We start from the raw sequence: 17,735 nt of genomic DNA, 5'->3' as shown, positions 1-17,735 counted from the left end.
CAACATGGGATTCAAATGCGGTATCGTCGGCCTGCCTAACGTAGGCAAATCCACCCTGTTCAACGCGTTGACCAAAGCGGGCATTGAAGCAGCCAACTTCCCGTTCTGCACCATTGAACCGAACACCGGTGTGGTGCCGATGCCCGATCCGCGTCTGGATAAGCTGGCCGAGATCGTCAAGCCGCAACGCATTCTGCCGACCACTATGGAATTCGTCGACATCGCCGGCCTGGTGAAAGGCGCGTCCAAGGGTGAAGGCCTGGGCAACCAGTTCCTGACCAACATCCGTGAAACCGAAGCCATCGGCCACGTAGTGCGCTGCTTTGAAAACGACAACATCATCCACGTCAACAACAAGGTCGATCCGGCCGAAGACATCGACGTGATCAACACCGAGCTGGCGCTGTCCGACCTGGACACCTGCGAGCGCGCTATCCACCGCGTGCAGAAGAAAGCCAAAGGCGGTGACAAAGACGCCAAGGCCGAGCTGGCGGCGCTGGAGAAATGCCTGCCGCACCTGGAAAACGCCGGCATGCTGCGCGCACTGGATCTGACCGATGAAGACAAGGCGGCGATCAAATACCTGAGCTTCCTGACGCTGAAGCCGACCATGTACATCGCCAACGTCAACGAAGACGGCTTCGAGAACAACCCGTACCTGGACACCGTGCGTAAAATCGCCGACGCCGAAGGCTCCGTGGTGGTTGCCGTGTGCGCCGCCGTGGAATCCGACATCGCCGAGCTGGAAGACGAAGAGCGCGACGAGTTCATGGCCGAACTGGGCCTGGAAGAGCCGGGTCTGAACCGCGTGATCCGCGCCGGTTATGAACTGCTGAACCTGCAAACCTACTTCACCGCCGGCGTGAAAGAAGTGCGCGCCTGGACCATCCCGGTGGGTGCCACCGCCCCGCAGGCGGCCGGCAAGATCCACACCGACTTCGAGAAAGGCTTTATCCGCGCCCAAACCATCTCCTATGACGACTTCATCACCTACAAAGGTGAGCAAGGCGCCAAAGAAGCCGGCAAAATGCGCTCCGAAGGTAAAGACTACATCGTCAAAGACGGCGACGTAATGAACTTCTTGTTCAACGTCTAAGCCTCTCTCCGCAGCGCTTTTCTCCGCTGCCGGAAACGGAAAAATCCACGCTTCGGCGTGGATTTTTTTGTCCTGAGTATCCCCAGTCTCACCCTATTTCCCCCTCCCACGCCGAAGGCCGGTTCTCGCTGCGCCACTTCTCGCCCGCCGCCGTCCCCGGCGCCGGCGGTTTCAATCCGTCAATCGTCCACAGCGAGAACGGCGTTTCGTCGACGTGCAGTTCCCAGCGCTGCCCGCGGGCGGCGATGTAGGGGTGCAAGATGCGGGTGCAGGCCGCCAGGAATTGCTGCTGCTCTGCGTCGTTGTCCATGGCGCGCGCGATATGGTCGATGGTCACCCGCACGAAATCATCGGCCGGTTCGCCGCCGAGATAGGCCGAACCTGGCGGCAGCGCGTGGAAGAACACGTTGACGTAAAAGCGCGGCAAAAAGTCCTGGTACAGGGCGGTGACCTTCTGCGCAATCGCGCGTTTATCGGCGGCGCTGAAGGCCGGCTCAGGGTGGTAAATCTGCCACAGTGGCATCGCGTTGTCTCCTAGGGTTTCCGGCCGGCGTTCAGGCCATCAGCCGCTGTTAATGATAAACTCCAATAATAAGAGTAATAACTCCAATTATTGAAGTTATCAAGCCGAGGCGATAACATTCTCGGCAATCAGGCGGCAAGCGGAGGTAAAGCAACGTGAAAGCAAAAGGGTTTGAAGGCATGACGTGCTCGGTGGCGCACGTGCTGTCGGCATTGGGCGATCGCTGGGGCGCTATTCTCATGCGCGATCTGCTGCTGGGGCTCTCGCGCTATGACGATCTGCGCCACTCGACCGGCATCACCAACAATACGCTGGCCGACCGGCTCAAGGCCCTGGAAAGCCACGGCCTTATCGAAAAGCGGCAATACCAAACGCGCCCCGCTCGTTATGAGTATCTGCCGACGGAGAAAGGAAAAGATCTCGGGCTGCTGGTGATGGCGATGATTCAGATTGGCGACAAATGGAATCTGTCCGAGCTGGCCGGGCCGCCGCTGCGCGTGGTTGACCGCGTAACCGGCCACCCTGCCACCCTGCGCGCGGTGGATGCCGTGACCGGCGAATCGCTGCCGGCGCAAAACCTCGCGCTGGCGGCCGGGCCGGGCGCCGACGAAATGACGCAATGGCGGCTGGCCGTCGGCCAAGCCCGTTCGTTGTGATCTACAGCAGCGCAATCATCTTCAGCAATTCCACCCGATTGCGGATGCCGAACTTCTTGCCTGCATTGTTGAGGTGCGAATAAACGGTTTTCGGGTGCAAATTCAGCCGCCGCGCGGTCAGGCGGATATCTTCCGTACGGGCCGTTTCACACAGCACCGCCGCCTCACCGGGCGTGATCGCCGCCGCCCGATGCCTGTTCAGCGCGCGCCGTTCGCCCGCCTTTTCCCGGCGACTCAGCGCCGCGCAGGTCTCCCGCACCACCTGTAGCGCTTCCCGTTTGTGCAAAATCGCATCCGGCTGCGCCGCCGCGATAAACGCCAGGATCAGCGGCGAAGTCTTATCGACGAAGAACAGTATCCGGACGCCTTCATATTCAGCACGTGAGGCGTGAATAAATCGCAAATACGCTTCGAACCGATAAATTTCATGGGGAAAATCCATGATAATTAAATCAGGCGCAGGGCTTATATTTTTAATAATATTAATATTAGGCGAGGATAAGGTTATCACTCCTTCTCCCAATAATGTTTTCATCCCCAAACGGCACAGCGGTGAACCGTCGATATAAATCACTCTCACTTTAATTCTCCTTATCAGCGTAAAAGTATGCTTCCACACCTCAGGCGGCTTGTCGCTGCTCTTTTTTGGGGTAATTCGCCTGCAAAGCACACCGATATAAAACATCTTGATAACATGTTTTTCAAATAATCACGCAACAGCCAGCGCTTTGATTAATACGCAAAAAAGGCATGAATGTTTCAAATTATTTCATTCACAAAAACTGACAATTCAATAAAAATGCAACGCAATGATATAGATCTATTTTCTATTTTGTATGATATAAGCGAAAATGAAAGAAAATGTAACAACAGGAGCCATCGCCTTATTGCCTTATTCAAAATATCTATAGGGAAAATTCTTAGTTTGTTAGGATGAAAATCCATGTTTGCCGACGCGTTTAAAAAACAATTGCGCAACATGATTAATCAACAACCGCACGTCAGTAAATTATTACTGTCAGGAAAGCTTTTCTCTAAAGTAAATTAAAGGGCATTTCACATGAATGTTAAATTAGTCGCATTATCCATGCTGGCTCTCTCCGGCGCCTGTGCGGCCGCCTCGTCCAATACGGTGCAATTTAAAGGCGAAGTCAGCACGCAAACCTGTTCGGTGAATATTAACGGCAACCAATCCAACCCGGTTGTTCTGCTGCCGACCGTCGCCGCCAGCCAGCTCGCCACCAAAGGCGCCACCGCCGGCGACACCACCTTTACCGTTAACGTCACGGGCTGTGCGGCGGCAACCAGCGATACGGCGATCAAAACCGTGCTGGCGGGCAACAACCCGACAGTTAACGGCAACCTGGGCAACGCGGGCGATGCGGCCAAGGTTTCCATTCAACTGCTGGACAGCGACGCCACTACGCCGTTGTCATTCGCCAGCGGCTCTACCGTCACCACGTCGGCGATGACGCTGGCGAAAGACGCCACGTCCACCTCGCAGAACCTGGTGGCTCGCTACTACGCGGAAGATACCGGCGTAGCGGCCGGTTCGGTGATCGCCACCGCACAGTTCGCCATTACCTACAGATAAGCCGGCGTCAGGCGCCATACCTGTTGATGACAGCGCCGTTCCTTAGCGGACGGCGCTGAATGACTCGCTCCCTTTATCGGTTCACGTTTATGCAGCAGATAACCCGTTACGCCCGCCGTTGGGCCGCCCTATCGTTTTGCCTGATGAGTTTTGCCGCCAGCTACGCGTCGGCCAGCGTCACGCTGCTCGGCAATCGCGTGATCTACCCCGCCGAGGCGCGGGAAAAAACGCTGCAATTCACCAATGACGACGGCGCCCCGGCGCTGATGCAGATCTGGCTCGATATCAATAACCCCAAGTCCACGCCGGAAAACGCCGACGCGCCTTTTGTCGCCTCGCCGCAAATCTTCCGCATGAATCCGCACAGCGGGCAGATGGTGCGGCTGTCGTTCGTCGGCCAGCCGCTGCCGCGCGATCGCGAATCGCTGTTCTACCTCAACTTCCTGCAGGTGCCCGCCGTGCGTCAGACGGACAGCGACAAGAACAAACTGCTGCTGGTGGTCACCAATCGCCTGAAAGTGTTCTATCGCCCGGCCGGGCTGGCCGGCGACGCCAATCACGTCATCGATAAGCTCAGCCTGCGCCAGGTCGGCAACGCGCTGCGCGTCGACAACCCGACCGGCTACTACGCCAACGTCAGCCAGGCCGCGATCCTCAGCGGCGCAAAACGCACCGCGATCCCGCAGGCGGACCTGATCCCGCCGTTTTCGCAGGCCAGCTGGCCGGTGAACGGTGAGGTGCAGCAGATCGCGCTGCGCGTCATCAATGACTATGGGGTGGAAATCACACGCACCCTGAACGTCGCGCGCTGAAACCAGACAGGGAGGTTTTCATGTTCGATGCTCGCAAGGCGACGCCGCTTCCCGCACGCTGGTGTTGCGCGCTGCTGGCGCTGCCGCTGGGCTGCGCCGCCGCCGATGGCTACACCTTCGATCCCGCGCTGCTGCGCGGCAGCGTGCTGAGCAACAGTGCCCTGAGTCAATTCAACCAACAGGACGCCGTCGCCCCCGGCAGCTATCAGATCGATCTGTACCTCAACGGCCAGTTTCTCGAGCGCGATCAAATTCGTTTCGTGCGCGATGGCAAGCAGGTACTGCCCTGTTTCGATCGCGCGCAGCTGACGCGCTTCGGGCTGAAAAATCCGCCGGCGGCCGAAACGGCATGCCTGCTGCCCGGCCGGGATCTGAAGGACATCACGGTGAACGCCGATATCTCGCGGCTGCGCCTGGATCTGAGCATTCCGCAGGCGCTGTTGAACGGCCAGCCGCGCGGCAGCGTCAATCCCGCCAGCCTGGACGGCGGCGAATCGATGGTCTTCGTCAATTACAACCTCAACCAGTACCACGTCAGCTACCGACAGGGGCAAACCCGCGACCTCGACTCGACCTACGCCAACCTGAACGGCGGGTTCAACCTCGGGCTCTGGCGCTACCGCCAGCAATCCAGCTACCGCTACGATCGGGAGTTCGGCGGCCACCTGGACACCAGCCGCCGCTACGTGCAGCGCGCGATCTTGCCCTGGCGCAGCGAAATGCTGCTGGGCGAAGGCTTTACCGACGGGCACTTCTTTTCCGGCCTGGGCTTTCGCGGCATTCAGCTCAGCTCGGACGATCGCATGCTGCCGGATTCACAGCGCGGCTATGCGCCGGTGGTGCGCGGCGTGGCGAAAAGCAACGCGCGCGTGACGGTGCTGCAGGGTAAAAGCACGCTGTACGAAACCACCGTGGCGCCGGGGCCGTTCGCCATCAACGATCTGTACGCCACCAACTACGCCGGCGATCTGACCGTGGTGGTGACCGAGGCCGACGGCAGCGTCAGCACCTTCACCGTGCCGTTCGCCGCGGTGCCGGAATCCATCCGCCCCGGCCAGTCGCGCTACTCCGCCATCGTCGGCCGTTCCCGCTACGTCGGCGATAACGACCTGTTCAGCGAACTGACCTGGCAACACGGCCTGACCAACGCCCTGACCTTCAACGTCGGCAACCAGCTGGCGGACGGCTATCAGGCGATGATGCTGGGCGGCGTGTACAGCAGCGAACTGGGCGCCTTCGGCATGGACACCACCTATTCCCACGCCAGCCTGCCGGACGGCGGCGCCTCAGGCTGGATGCTGCATCTCTCTTACAGCCGAACCTTCAGCCCGACGGACACCACCTTATCCATCGCCGGCTACCGTTACTCCACCGAAGGCTTCCGCGATCTCAGCGACGTGCTCGGCGTGCGGCGCGCCGCCGTCACCGGCCAACGCTGGCAGTCCGATTCCTACCGCCAGCGTTCGCGTTTCGAGGTGGCCGTCAATCAGGGCATGGGCGCGTTCGGCAGCTTGACGATGTCCGGCTCGACCCAGGACTACCGCGATCAGCGCGGCCGCGACAATCAGCTCCAGCTGGGCTGGGGGAAAACCTTCGGCAACGGCGTGGCGCTTAACCTCTCCGTCACCCGCACCCGCAGTCTGGGCTACAGCAACGGCGACTATCGCGGCTACGGGCCGTTGGATAACGTCTACAGCGCGCCGCTGGCGCAGAACACGCAAACCGTCACTGCCCTGTCGCTCAGCTTCCCGCTCGGGCGTTCGTCATCCGCCCCCAGCGTCTCGCTGCTGGCCAACCACAGCCAGGGTCAGGGCGGCAACTATCAGGCTGCGCTGTCGGGCAGCGTCGGCGACGAACAGCCGGTCAGCTACGGTCTGAACTTCACCACCGACGACGATCGCCAACAAAGCATCTGGGGCGGCAACCTGCAAACCCGCCTGCCTTACGCCAACGTCACCGGCTCGTTCTCCACCGCGCGCCAGTATCGACAAGGCTCACTGTCGCTGCAGGGCGCGGTGGTGGCGCACCGCGGCGGCGTGACATTAGGGCCGTATGTCGGTGATACCTTCGCCCTGATAGAGGCGCCCGGCGCCAACGGCGCGCAGGTGATGGGCGGCCAAGGCGCGCGCGTCGATCGCTTCGGCTATGCGCTGGCACCGGCGCTGGTGCCCTATCACTACAACACCGTCGCGCTGAACCCCGAGGGCATGAATGATAAAGCGGAACTGGAGGACGGCCAGCAACGCGTCGCCCCGTACGCCGGCGCCACGGTGCGCCTGCGCTTCAACACCGTGCGCGGCCAGGCGCTGCTGATTACCGCACAGCGTCCCGACAACGCGCCGATCCCGATGGGCGCCAACGTGTTGGACAACGCGGGCAACAGCGTAGGCATGGTTGGCCAGGCCAATCAGGTGTATCTGCGCAGCGACCGGAATGCCGGCACGCTGACGCTGAACTGGGGCGACGCGCCCGGCCAGCAGTGCACGCTGCACTATCGCCTGCCCGCCGCGGAAGACAGCCCGATTCAGCGGCTCAGCGCTCCGTGCCGCTAACCCGTTTAACTTATCTCAGGAGAGACGATGAAACGCATTTCTTATCTGGTCGCCGCCCCGGCGCTGTTCGCCATGTCGCTGTTCGGCGCGCCCGCGGCGCTGGCGCAATGCACGCGCGTCGCCCCCTGGATCGACTCCGGCTGCGATCCTTGCGGGGTGGGCACGGCGCTGGGTCGGGTCAACCTGACCAGCACCTATCTGCAGCCCGTCGGCACGCCGCTGGGCACCAGCGTGTTCGATCTGACCTCCGGCACCCGCTATCCCGACCCAAACAAGGTGCTGTATGAATGCGATGCCGGCGATGTTGGGCAAATTTATGAAGTCTTCGCAACCAACGGCGACGATCGCGTCGGCGGCTATTACGATCTGGGCGCCAGGGACGGCAACCCCAACTATTACGCCACCTACTTCCCTTACGTCGGCATTCGTTTGACCCATCTGGATTCCGGCAAGGTTTTTACCCGTTACTGGCAGTCGGCGCCGATTACCCGCTACGCCACCGTCGGCAACAAAATCCAGATCCGGGTGAAAGACTTCAGCGCCATCCGCGCCGATCTGATCCGCATCAGCTCGCTGCCGGGCGCGGGCGCCAGCAACTACTGCGGCTACAGCGCCGGCAACCCGCTGGTGGGCATGGCGTCGACCACCGGCAATTCGAACTATACCTGCACGCAGCCGAACGGCTATGTCACCTTTCAGGGGCCCGGCATCGCCTCGGATCCTATCGGCAGCGACTCCGCCACCAACTACGCCACCTGGGGCACCGGGCGCTGGAACGCGATGGGCATGGGCACCGCACCGATCTCCTCCTTGACCTATACCGCCACCTGCGTGGCGCGCAACGTCACGCCGCTGGTGATCCTGCCGACCCTCTCCGTCAGCCAGTTGACCGCCGGGCAAACCTCGCAGGCGCAGTTCACCCTCAATATCGAATGCGACAACGCCGCCGTGTCCGGCGTCAGCAGCAACAATACCGCCCTCGGCCTGCAGGTGCCGTATGAAAGCTATGTCGCGGCGCAGCGGCTCGGGTTGGTCAGCGCCAACGGCGGCGTAAGTTACCTGCTCTCCAGCGGCTACGGCACCGACAGCAGCGTCGCCACCGGCGTGGGCATCGCGCTCGCCAACGCCGGCAACGGCGCGCCGATGAACTTCGTCGGCTGGGCGCGCTGCAGCGCCGGGCAATGCCCGCAGGGTAGCGACGCCGGCTGGTATCCGGTGCTCAACGGCGCCAGCGGCGGCGGCAGCACCGCAGCGGGGTTTACCCACTACACCACCCAGCTCACCGCCACGCTCGCCCGGCTGCCTGGCCAGACCGTCACCGCCGGCAAGGTGGATGCCAGGGCCTACGTCTGGGTTAAGGTGCAATGATGAGAAAGAAATACCTGATTATGGGATGCGCCCTGCTGCTGGCGCTGACCTCCATCGGCGCGCAGGCGGGCATCATCGCCTCCGCCACGCGGGTGATCTTTCACGAGGGCGAGACGGAAAAAACCCTGATGCTGCTCAACACCAACGGCTACCCGATCGTGGCGCAAACCTGGGTCGATAACGGTGACGTCAACGCCGCCCCCGAACTGTCTCGCGCGCCGTTTGTCGCCCTGCCCAGCGTATTCGCGCTGCAGCCTTCGGCGCTGAAAGGGCTGCGGATCCTGTTTGCCGGCGCGAACCTGCCCGCCGACAGAGAGTCGGTGTTCTGGCTTAACCTGTATGAGATCCCGCCCACCCGGCCGGCCACGCCGCCGCTGGTGTCGCGCGTAACGCTGGCGATGAACACCCAGATGAAAATCTTCTACCGGCCCAGGGCGCTGAAGGGAAAAGCCGAAAACGCGGCCGAGGCCGTCTCATTCACGCTGCAAAAATCGCCGGACGGTTATCTGCTGCGCTGTCAAAACCGATCGGCGTTTTATCTCTCGTTCGCGCGCATCGCCGTGCACGCCGACAGGCGCGATTACCCGGTGCGGCAAGAAAGCGACATGATGACCGCGCCATTCAGCTCGCGGGATTATCACCTCGACGGCGTTTCGGCATCCGCGCTCCCCTCTCGGGCCACCGTTCAGGCCACCCTCATCAACGACCAGGGCCAGCAGATCGTCAAGCCATACACAGCAAACCCATAACGATAAAAAGCAGCGCATTTTTTTAAGTACAGGAAATAGGGAAAATGAGTCTAAGCAGATTCCAGCTACAGTTTCATCTGGAGAAACAGGCCAACAACATCAGGCAGTCAGCGGCGTTTCACACCGCCATCGTCAAACACGGGGAATTATTGAGGGAGACCTACAAGAAGCATCCGCTGTTTTACAAAATCATTTTCAGGAACAGCCGGTTCATCATCTGCTCCACCATCCTGTCCATTTATTACCACCAGCCCGCCGCCGCGCTGAAAGACATCAAAGCCTTTTTCAAAGGGAAGAATATGATCAGCGAGAACTCCCTGGATTCCTTTCTGTTCTTTTTACGGGTCGGGCGCCGGCTGGAGGTCAAACCCTGCGAGCATGACAAACGCCAGTTGCGCTATAAGCCTACGCCGCACGCGCTGGCGGAAACCCAGGCGCTGATCGCCTCAATGGCGCGGCCTTATCAGGCGCTGGCGCCACAGATGCCCATCGCGGCGCTGCTGGCGGCGCCCGACTTTCTGCCCACCTTTTTCGCCGCCTACGGGCAACTGATGCTCAAGGAGATCTACCTGATCGACCTGGTGCCACAGTCCGGGCTGTTTATCAGCAAAGACGCCGGCCACATGGTGTTGTTGATGCTGTTTATCGAAAGCATCCGACAGGACTCCCCCTTTCTGCTGCTCTCCTCGGCGAAAATCGCCAAGTCGTGTTCCGTCTCTCGCGCTCACGTGAACCGCATTCTGCAGGCGGCGGAAAAATCCGGCCTGCTGGCCACCACCAATAATGTGGTGATCGAACTCAACAGTTCGTTTTTCATCATGGCGGAGCGTTATTTCAGTCTCTATTTCGCGATGGTCGAATTCGGGCTTGAACACGTTTGGCAAAACTGGCAAGAAGGCCAGACAGCAAAACCGTAAGTTGACGCCAAGACTAAATCGTCACATGCCCAGAGGTGAAATACTCACAAGACAGGCAATACGGTGTAAAAATCATCCTATAGAGAAATAGCGGTTCTACCCGATAAGAACCGCTATAAAGCCTCAATATGCTCTTATTCTCAAAGCATCGGCAGTTTCAATCCAAACCTTTTCGCGGCAGCAACGGCTTGCTCATAGCCAGCATCGGCATGGCGCATCACGCCGGAACCGCAGTCGTTGACCAACACCCGAGCAAGCCGCCGGTCAGCCTCCTCACTGCCATCGCACACGATCACCATTCCCGAATGCTGCGAATATCCCATCCCCACACCGCCACCATGATGCAAACTCACCCAGGTAGCGCCGCCCGCAGTATTGAGCAATGCATTCAGCAACGGCCAATCGGAAACGGCATCGGTTCCATCCTTCATGCTTTCGGTTTCACGATTGGGGCTGGCGACAGAGCCAGTATCCAGATGATCTCGGCCGATAACAACCGGTGCGCTAAGCTCCCCTCTACGCACCATCTCGTTGAAAGCCAGGCCTGCCAGATGACGCTCGCCCAACCCCAACCAACAGATACGCGCCGGCAATCCCTGGAAAGCAATGCGCTCACGCGCCATATCCAGCCAACGATGGATATGCTGGTTTTCAGGAAACAGCGCTTTAACCTTGGCGTCCGTTTTGTAGATATCTTCCGGATCGCCAGATAACGCCACCCAGCGAAACGGCCCTTTGCCCTCGCAAAACAGGGGGCGAATATAAGCCGGCACGAAGCCAGGAAAATCGAAAGCATTTTCCACGCCCATATCGCGTGCGACCTGGCGAATATTGTTACCGTAATCAACAGCCGGCACACCCATGTCAACGAAATCAAGCATTGCCTGCACATGAATGGCGCAGCTAGCAGCTGCGGCGTCAGCCAACCTGGCATGCTGCCCCGGATCGCGTTGCGCTGCTTTCCACTGCGCCACGCTCCATCCCACCGGCAAATAACCGTGGATCAGGTCGTGCGCAGACGTCTGATCGGTAACCAGATCGGGTCGGATACCGCCTGCATGCGCGCGTTTAACCAGTTCAGGCAACACCTCTGCGGCATTGCCCAGCAGGCCTATAGAAACCGCCTGTCCGGCCGCCGTGTGCTCCTTGATCAAGGCGATAGCTTCATCCAGATCTTTTGCCTGTTTATCGAGATAGCGCGTACGCAAACGAAAATCCAGGCTACTCTGCTGACACTCTATATTCAACGAAACCGCGCCGGCCAATGTCGCCGCTAACGGCTGCGCCCCGCCCATCCCCCCCAGCCCGGCGGTGAGGATCCAGCGTCCGGTCAGATCCCCGCCATAGTGCTGGCGGCCTGCTTCGGCAAATGTTTCAAACGTACCCTGCACAATGCCCTGACTGCCGATGTAGATCCAACTACCGGCAGTCATCTGCCCGTACATGAACAATCCCTTGCGATCAAGCTCGCTGAAATGTTCCCAATTGGCCCACTGTGGAACCAAATTAGAATTGGCGATTAACACTCGGGGAGCATCGGTATGGGTGCGGAATACACCAACCGGTTTTCCGGATTGAACCAACAGAGTTTCGTCTTCATTGAGCGCTTTAAGTGAGGCCAAAATCTGATCGTAACATTGCCAATTGCGCGCAGCGCGACCGATACCGCCATACACAACCAACCCTTGCGGGTTTTCGGCGACGTCGGGATCCAGATTATTTTGAATCATGCGATAGGCCGCCTCGGTCAGCCAATTTTTGCAGGTCAATTGATTGCCCCTGGGAGCACAAATAGTCCGGGTGGAATCGAAACGAGGATCGAGAGTATTCGTCATGGCTTGTCTCCTTCAACATGACAGACATCATGGTTCGCCAGCCTGGTCAGGCAGGCTACAGAAAGGCGTACCGCACATTAAAACGCCCGTTGAAAACGCCGCCGAGAGCTAAAAGGAACCGTACAATCAACGACGCATTTATTGACGAGCCCATTCGCATCACTCCCGCCATAGAGCGGCAATTGCGAGGGATCAAGGGAAGTGCCGGGCAGCAAAGCGCTGACATGAATATCGCGTTCAAGTCGGGCGCGCGTACTCATAGCCCAGAGGACATCACGCTCCGAATAAGGGTCAACATCCTCATCCACCAGTAACACATTTTTGAGTGACGGCACCTCACCGAGCAATCTCTTGGCTGCGTCGATAACGCGCAGGTCATCACTGCAAGCGCGTTTAACGACTTGCAATACGGTAAGCAAGTGACCGCCGCCGGAAGGCAGAGCCGCGACGCGACAAAACAGCCTCTCAAGCCCCTCTGTTTTTAGTCGGGCGAGCAGCGAACACTCTTGGCCTAAACCAAGCAGAATGGATTGCTCCACACCAGGACCCGACAGCGTCTGATATATCGCCCCGGCGCGGTGGCTTACCGCCTGAATCTGCAGTGTTGTGGCCATACCACATGGCGAGCGATAACCGAGATACTCAGGTAAGGAAAAACCGGCCACCTCCGCTGTCTCCGGTTCTTTTTCCGCCCCCAACATCCCTTCTATAACGATCTCGGCATGGGCGATATATCGCCCCGTATTGGCGTGACATGGCGCAATCTCCATCGCATTGCCGCGCAGGGCCCCCGCAACGCCTAACTCGTCGCTACCGTAAGAAAGACAAGGCCGAGTCAATGTCGAAGCCAGATAAATGGCCGGATCAAGCCCGATATTGACGGAAATCGGCAGTAGCTCTCCGCGCGCCAGATGTGTCGAAAGCATGTGTTGTAAGTGACCACGAGAGTCAATCGCCACCACCGCCGAATCCTCTTTGAAGGTAATTCGGTGGTAAGAACAATTCGCGGCTCCGGTTCGATTATCGTGCGCATAGATCAACCCCAACGTCACCGTCGGCCCAGGATCATCTTGCAGATAACGTAGAATCGGCAACAAAGCCAGGATTTCAGCAGGCTTACGCACGTTGTGAAAGTTGCGTTCCTCCCCGCCCAGTAATCTGGGCGCTATCGGCCTATTCGCCGCCTGCAACAACAACTGAGCATTTGATATGTCTGCGGAGTAACGTCCGAAGGGATCCAAAAACAGCCTGCAACGACGGCGATTACCAAACATCCCCATCAAAACGGGAAACTCGCCCCGCGTTGGTCGTCGATAAAGCCGTAACGGTTGCTCATCGGCAAACCAGGAACCGCCAGGCTGGCGATAGGCATCGAGAAAATCTTCAATCATCTCCACCTCGGGAGAAATCGATCTCTCCACCGGGGTAATCTCATCCCCTGCTTGCCGCAACAACGCCAAGGCAGAGCGCAAGTCATTAGGCAATAGCATTTGACTCCTCCCTCATCCCATCCGGGAAGTACAGCGAGAAGCCAAGACGATCCCCAACGCAGACAACAGCGCCGCCATGCCGGCCAACGCAATAGACAACGTGTAACTCTGATACAGGTCATACAGCCAACCGGCGGCGCTGCCCCCGCCAACGGCGGCGATCCCCACGGCGATATACAATGCCCCCAGAATGGCGCCCAGATTGGCGGTGCCGAACCATGTACTGGCCACTGCCGGGTACAGCGCAATACAGCCGCCGTTGGCCGCGCCGAACAACAGCGCGAAAATCGCCAGCGCGGTAAAGCTGTGCGCCACACTCCAAAAACCGCATAACAGGGCCAAACTCAACGTGACGATAACCAAAAAACGCCGCGCGCCCAGACGGTCGCCTATTCGTCCCAAAACCAGACGGCCGCCGATATTGCCCACGCCGATCAAACCGATGAGCAGATTGGCTTGTGTTACATGCAGCCCCTGTTGCTGCGCATAAGGATTGATATGAACCAACGCCAGGAACAGTCCGATAGAGCCGAAAAATATCGCGATAAAAAACCACCAAAATTGAGCTCGGCCAGCGGCCTCTCGCAGCGTGACGCTACCGCTGAAGCCTGGACGCTGCATTGAGGTCACCTCAACGGGACGAAGCCCATCGGGATATTCGCCCACGTCCTCTGGCCGGCCTCGTAAAATGAAGGCGGCAGCCAACCCCAACACGGCGATAGCGACGGCATACACTTGCAGAGTGCTTTGCCAGGACAAATGTCGCATCAGCCCACCGGCCACCATCGGCCCCACCAGCGTTCCCAAGCCGGTGCCAGCCAGCGCCAGGCCGGAAGCCGAGCTGCGATGAACGACGAACCAACGTTGGATGGTTGAAACAGCCGGCACGTAAACCAATCCGACGCCAACCCCTACCAACAGGCAAAACGTGAGCAAAAACGCCGTCAGTGACGACGCCAGCAGGCTACTGCCGAAGAATCCCAGCGAAAGCAGTAAAATACCAATGCCGGTTACCGTCCTTACCGAAGTACGATCGCTCCAGGCACCGGAAAATACCCCAACGGCATAGTAAATTAACGCCGTCAGCGAGAAGATTGAGGCGGTAGAAAAACGCCCTGCGTCAAAGTTCGTCTGTAATGCAGTAAAAAATGCCCCGAATGAGTAAGCAGCGCCAAAAATAACCGCCAGTAAAAGATGAACGGCACCGACCATGTACCAACCGCGGAATTTTCTTTCCTTGACCATCACAGCCTCCTTTTTATTTAATAATTAACGCCGACAACGACCGAATGCTCGCCGCTCACATCCACTTCAATAAGCGATTGCACCGAGATCCCCGTCGCCTCGAACACGCGCCTGGCTCCACCATAATTGCGTTTTTCCACCACACATAAGATGCCTGATACATCAGCCCCTGCTTTCCGCACTGCACAAACCAACCCCACCAATGTTCCGCCAGTGCTGATGAGATCGTCCACGATATAAACGTTATCGCCGGGCTCCACGCCGTTCAAAAAGAGGCTGCCGCCGGTATATTCGCAATCGAAATCAACCTTAACCTGTCCTTCAAGACCGGATGGGTACCAGCGGGCAATGCCGTATGACAGGCCTGAAAGCAGCGAAACGGCAGCCAATAAACCGCCTCCTTTGTCTTCCTCCCCCACCAGCTTGGTTCCCGGCGGAAATTGCGCCGCATCGCAGACTCGCCTGGCTGCTTCACGCAAGAGTTCAGCCGGGGTTGCCGGGATCTGTTCCGTCAGAGCATTCAACAAAAACCGCCGCCCCTGAATCTCCACCAAAGGCTGCCGATCAAAAGACGCCTTGAGGATGTCCTCTTGCCCACTCTCAGCCGGCGCCTGCACGCGAAGGCGATCGGCATAGGCGACAGCGTCAAAAAAGGTTTGGAGTCGCACAGGGTCCTTACGGCGCGCGGACCGAGAGACGCCAGAACAGACATCAATGGCCGTGGGGAAACAATGCTGAATCAGATGGCTGACATTGCCGGCATGCAGTCCACCCGCAACAATTACCGGCCGCGCAAATGTTTTGTTTTTCAACAAACTCCAATCGAATGGCTTTCCAGAACCGCCGCTCAGCCCCTCGACCTGTGTGTCCAATAGGTATGCACTAACCTGATAGTCGTTTATCCTGTCCAGAGCCAAAGTGCTTTCGAGATGGAAACTTTTAATGACCGGGACATCAAATGCCTGGCAATACTCATTCGTTTCGTCACCCTGAAGCTGAATCGCTGCCAGGCCGCAATAACATATAATGTTTTGCACCCATTCCCTGGGTTCATTGACAAACACGCCGACCACCTGAGTAAAAGGCGGCAATCGTTCAATGATCGAACGGGCTTCGTCGGGCGAAACCTGACGTGGACTTTGTGAAAAAATGAACCCCAATGCATTGGCCCCCGCGTTTAATGCCGCCAGAGCATCCTCAAGGTGCGTGATGCCGCAGACTTTCACTCTCGTTCTCATTCATCGTCTCCTTGAATCGTTTAAGAACCTGATACGCCCGCCCGTTATCCAATACTTGCCGCACGAGTTTCGCCGCCTCGCCAAAGGAGCGCGTCTTGCCGGCCAACACCAGCGCCGTCGCGGCGCTCACTATAGTCGCGTTGCGATAGGTCCCCCGCTCGCCGTTAAGCACTGCCAGGCAGATTTTCGCGTTACGCTCCGCAGCCCCCCCTCGCAGCGCCCGTAATTCACAGGCAGGGACCTCAAAATCATCCGGCTGCACGGAAAACCGACCTATACAGCCATCACTTACACACAGGACCTGGGTTTCTCCCAGGCAACTGACTTCATCCAAATCTCCGGCACCATGTACGATAAAAGCCGTCACCTTGCCCAACCTCACCAGCGCCTCAGCCATGGGATACAAAAGCGAAGCATGCGCAACGCCTATCAGTTGGTGCGTCACGTTAGTGGGATGAACCAACGGCCCACTCAGATTAAACAGGCTACGAACACCCAAAGCGCGCCGTACAGCAGTCAGCCGTTCAGGAAACGCATACCAAGACGAAGTAGAGAGAAACGCGAAGTTGCTCGTTGCCAACGATCGCCGCAGCCACGCTTCATCACCCTTGCGCGAAACATCAATGCCCAACGCCGACATCATGTCGCTGCTGCCGCTGACGCTGGTCACGCGACTATTGCCATGCTTGATCACTGGCACGCCAGCTGCGGCCACAACCAAGGCTGCCGTGGTGGAAATATTGAAGGTCCCGCTCCGGTCTCCTCCAGTACCACCGATATTCAACGTAAGCGGTAAACCGCTTACCAATGGCCGGCAACGTGCCGCTATTGCGTCAACCGCACCGGCGATCTCATCAGCGGACTCGCCCTTTTGTGCCATAGCGACGAGCAACGCGCCGATCTGCATATCATCCAATTGCTGTCCCAGCATGGCCTGGACCAGATCTCGGGTCTGTTCCCGGCTCAAGCTAAGCCGTTTTTCAACCAAGATTTGCAAGACGTTTCTGAATCGCTCTTCCAGCGGTTTTATCGACAGCGTTGCGTTCATGTTTCCTCCAATCCCACCCGCAAGAGATTCATAACCTCAGTCAAACTCTGAATACTGCCAAATACATAACCGATGTTCTCAAGCGCCGCCTCATGTCGCACTTGACGCGTCCCCGCGACGCACTCGCGCGGCACTATGACGCGATAATCTAATTGCATGGCGTCCTGAGCAGTCGCACGAACACAAACATCCGTGGCAACACCGGTCAGAACGACGGTATCTACTCCCATCCCACGCAGCAGAAGATCCAGGTCGGTGGCGAAGAACGCACTGTAACGGCGTTTGATTAATACCTGATCGCCAACCTGTGGAGATAAGTCTGCGATGATCTCAACGCCACGACTCCCTTCGAGGCAATGAAGTGTCTCGCCGTAGTCAAGCTCCCGGCCGAAGTCCACACGGTTGACGCGGTGACTTTCCTGGGTATAGATCACCGGGATGCCCGCACCGCGCGCAAAGCTCAACAAAACTTGAAGCGACGCGATAATCTCCCGCCCTCCTTCGCAAGGAACAGGACCATCTTCATCCAGAAAGTCGTATTGCATGTCGATCACCAAAACGGCAAATCGACGTGTCCGATTGGGGGGCTGAGTTGTTTTTTGACGTTGCATC

The 17,735-nt window shown here is 58.3% G+C and carries 16 protein-coding genes; 8 read left to right on the top strand and 8 right to left on the bottom strand.

What is annotated here, in order from left to right; all coding sequences use genetic code 11:
* Nucleotides 1-4: 4 nt before the first annotated feature.
* Nucleotides 5-1,096, top strand: coding sequence for a redox-regulated ATPase YchF (gene ychF, locus EDY99_RS07025; RefSeq protein ID WP_025302489.1), 1,092 nt, complete (start codon nucleotides 5-7; stop codon nucleotides 1,094-1,096).
* A gap of 88 nt (nucleotides 1,097-1,184) precedes the next feature.
* Here the strand turns inward: ychF and EDY99_RS07020 are convergent, their stop codons facing one another.
* Nucleotides 1,185-1,619, bottom strand: coding sequence for a tautomerase family protein (locus EDY99_RS07020; protein WP_033652038.1), 435 nt, complete (start codon nucleotides 1,617-1,619; stop codon nucleotides 1,185-1,187).
* Between the two features lie 155 nt (nucleotides 1,620-1,774).
* Between EDY99_RS07020 and EDY99_RS07015 the strand changes: the two genes are divergently transcribed.
* Complete coding sequence (locus EDY99_RS07015; RefSeq protein WP_069100075.1) at nucleotides 1,775-2,275, top strand: helix-turn-helix domain-containing protein; 501 nt, start codon at nucleotides 1,775-1,777, stop codon at nucleotides 2,273-2,275.
* Nucleotide 2,276: 1 nt separating this feature from the next.
* On the opposite strand, the gene EDY99_RS07010 is transcribed toward EDY99_RS07015, so the two are convergent.
* Nucleotides 2,277-2,960, bottom strand: coding sequence for a helix-turn-helix transcriptional regulator (locus EDY99_RS07010; protein ID WP_226773005.1), 684 nt, complete (start codon nucleotides 2,958-2,960; stop codon nucleotides 2,277-2,279).
* 375 nt (nucleotides 2,961-3,335) lie between these two features.
* On the opposite strand from EDY99_RS07010, the gene EDY99_RS07005 reads away from it, so the two are divergent.
* The 6 genes from EDY99_RS07005 (at nucleotide 3,336) to EDY99_RS06980 (ending at nucleotide 10,267) form a co-directional block, all read left to right on the top strand.
* Nucleotides 3,336-3,869 (top strand): fimbrial protein, encoded by a 534-nt coding sequence (locus EDY99_RS07005; protein ID WP_042784243.1) that lies wholly within the window; start codon nucleotides 3,336-3,338, stop codon nucleotides 3,867-3,869.
* 89 nt (nucleotides 3,870-3,958) lie between these two features.
* Complete coding sequence (locus EDY99_RS07000; RefSeq protein ID WP_123061619.1) at nucleotides 3,959-4,681, top strand: molecular chaperone; 723 nt, start codon at nucleotides 3,959-3,961, stop codon at nucleotides 4,679-4,681.
* Nucleotides 4,682-4,701: 20 nt separating this feature from the next.
* On the top strand, nucleotides 4,702-7,233 hold the full coding sequence (locus EDY99_RS06995; RefSeq protein ID WP_123061618.1) for a fimbria/pilus outer membrane usher protein: 2,532 nt from the start codon (nucleotides 4,702-4,704) through the stop codon (nucleotides 7,231-7,233).
* Between the two features lie 27 nt (nucleotides 7,234-7,260).
* Entirely contained in the window at nucleotides 7,261-8,601 is a 1,341-nt protein-coding gene (locus EDY99_RS06990) for a fimbrial protein (protein ID WP_089194614.1), read from the top strand.
* Nucleotides 8,598-9,350, top strand: coding sequence for a molecular chaperone (locus EDY99_RS06985; RefSeq protein WP_241157692.1), 753 nt, complete (start codon nucleotides 8,598-8,600; stop codon nucleotides 9,348-9,350). Before EDY99_RS06990 ends, EDY99_RS06985 begins: the two co-directional genes overlap by 4 nt.
* Nucleotides 9,351-9,394: 44 nt before the next feature.
* Complete coding sequence (locus EDY99_RS06980; protein ID WP_046686886.1) at nucleotides 9,395-10,267, top strand: hypothetical protein; 873 nt, start codon at nucleotides 9,395-9,397, stop codon at nucleotides 10,265-10,267.
* Between the two features lie 140 nt (nucleotides 10,268-10,407).
* Here EDY99_RS06980 and hutU read toward each other — a convergent pair whose 3' ends face one another.
* From hutU to EDY99_RS06950, 6 genes are all read right to left on the bottom strand, one after another.
* Nucleotides 10,408-12,102: a urocanate hydratase gene (gene hutU, locus EDY99_RS06975; RefSeq protein ID WP_123061616.1), complete on the bottom strand. Its 1,695-nt coding sequence runs from the start codon at nucleotides 12,100-12,102 to the stop codon at nucleotides 10,408-10,410.
* Nucleotides 12,103-12,179: 77 nt separating this feature from the next.
* Nucleotides 12,180-13,592 (bottom strand): UbiD family decarboxylase, encoded by a 1,413-nt coding sequence (locus tag EDY99_RS06970; RefSeq protein WP_123061615.1) that lies wholly within the window; start codon nucleotides 13,590-13,592, stop codon nucleotides 12,180-12,182.
* 12 nt (nucleotides 13,593-13,604) lie between these two features.
* Complete coding sequence (locus EDY99_RS06965) at nucleotides 13,605-14,837, bottom strand: MFS transporter (protein WP_046686884.1); 1,233 nt, start codon at nucleotides 14,835-14,837, stop codon at nucleotides 13,605-13,607.
* A gap of 17 nt (nucleotides 14,838-14,854) precedes the next feature.
* The gene (locus EDY99_RS06960; protein WP_116286418.1) at nucleotides 14,855-16,075 is read right to left on the bottom strand and encodes a hypothetical protein; all 1,221 of its coding nucleotides are present in this window, start codon (nucleotides 16,073-16,075) and stop codon (nucleotides 14,855-14,857) included.
* Nucleotides 16,035-17,123, bottom strand: coding sequence for an anthranilate phosphoribosyltransferase (gene trpD / locus EDY99_RS06955; RefSeq protein ID WP_123061614.1), 1,089 nt, complete (start codon nucleotides 17,121-17,123; stop codon nucleotides 16,035-16,037). The genes EDY99_RS06960 and trpD overlap by 41 nt, the downstream gene beginning before the upstream one ends.
* Nucleotides 17,120-17,734 (bottom strand): cysteine hydrolase family protein, encoded by a 615-nt coding sequence (locus EDY99_RS06950; RefSeq protein WP_123061613.1) that lies wholly within the window; start codon nucleotides 17,732-17,734, stop codon nucleotides 17,120-17,122. The genes trpD and EDY99_RS06950 overlap by 4 nt, the downstream gene beginning before the upstream one ends.
* Nucleotide 17,735: the final 1 nt, after the last annotated feature.

Origin of the sequence: Serratia sp. LS-1, assembly GCF_003719595.1 — a bacterium.
GTDB classification, from domain to species: domain Bacteria; phylum Pseudomonadota; class Gammaproteobacteria; order Enterobacterales; family Enterobacteriaceae; genus Serratia; species Serratia ureilytica.
The sequence above is the reverse complement of the archived record's forward strand: the minus strand, read 5'-3'. Positions and strand labels throughout refer to the sequence as shown.

Excerpts from the sequence above, each read along its gene's own strand:
- ychF (WP_025302489.1), top strand. The coding sequence starts at position 5 with ATGGGATTCAAATGCGGTATCGTCGGCCTGCCTAACGTAGGCAAATCC.
- trpD (WP_123061614.1), bottom strand. The coding sequence starts at position 17,123 with ATGAACGCAACGCTGTCGATAAAACCGCTGGAAGAGCGATTCAGAAAC.
- EDY99_RS06970 (WP_123061615.1), bottom strand. The coding sequence starts at position 13,592 with ATGCTATTGCCTAATGACTTGCGCTCTGCCTTGGCGTTGTTGCGGCAA.
- EDY99_RS07005 (WP_042784243.1), top strand. The coding sequence starts at position 3,336 with ATGAATGTTAAATTAGTCGCATTATCCATGCTGGCTCTCTCCGGCGCC.
- EDY99_RS07000 (WP_123061619.1), top strand. The coding sequence starts at position 3,959 with ATGCAGCAGATAACCCGTTACGCCCGCCGTTGGGCCGCCCTATCGTTT.
- EDY99_RS06985 (WP_241157692.1), top strand. The coding sequence starts at position 8,598 with ATGATGAGAAAGAAATACCTGATTATGGGATGCGCCCTGCTGCTGGCG.
- hutU (WP_123061616.1), bottom strand. The coding sequence starts at position 12,102 with ATGACGAATACTCTCGATCCTCGTTTCGATTCCACCCGGACTATTTGT.
- EDY99_RS06960 (WP_116286418.1), bottom strand. The coding sequence starts at position 16,075 with ATGAGAACGAGAGTGAAAGTCTGCGGCATCACGCACCTTGAGGATGCT.
- EDY99_RS07020 (WP_033652038.1), bottom strand. The coding sequence starts at position 1,619 with ATGCCACTGTGGCAGATTTACCACCCTGAGCCGGCCTTCAGCGCCGCC.
- EDY99_RS06990 (WP_089194614.1), top strand. The coding sequence starts at position 7,261 with ATGAAACGCATTTCTTATCTGGTCGCCGCCCCGGCGCTGTTCGCCATG.
- EDY99_RS06995 (WP_123061618.1), top strand. The coding sequence starts at position 4,702 with ATGTTCGATGCTCGCAAGGCGACGCCGCTTCCCGCACGCTGGTGTTGC.
- EDY99_RS06950 (WP_123061613.1), bottom strand. The coding sequence starts at position 17,734 with ATGCAACGTCAAAAAACAACTCAGCCCCCCAATCGGACACGTCGATTT.
- EDY99_RS06965 (WP_046686884.1), bottom strand. The coding sequence starts at position 14,837 with ATGGTCAAGGAAAGAAAATTCCGCGGTTGGTACATGGTCGGTGCCGTT.
- EDY99_RS07010 (WP_226773005.1), bottom strand. The coding sequence starts at position 2,960 with ATGTTTTATATCGGTGTGCTTTGCAGGCGAATTACCCCAAAAAAGAGC.
- EDY99_RS06980 (WP_046686886.1), top strand. The coding sequence starts at position 9,395 with ATGAGTCTAAGCAGATTCCAGCTACAGTTTCATCTGGAGAAACAGGCC.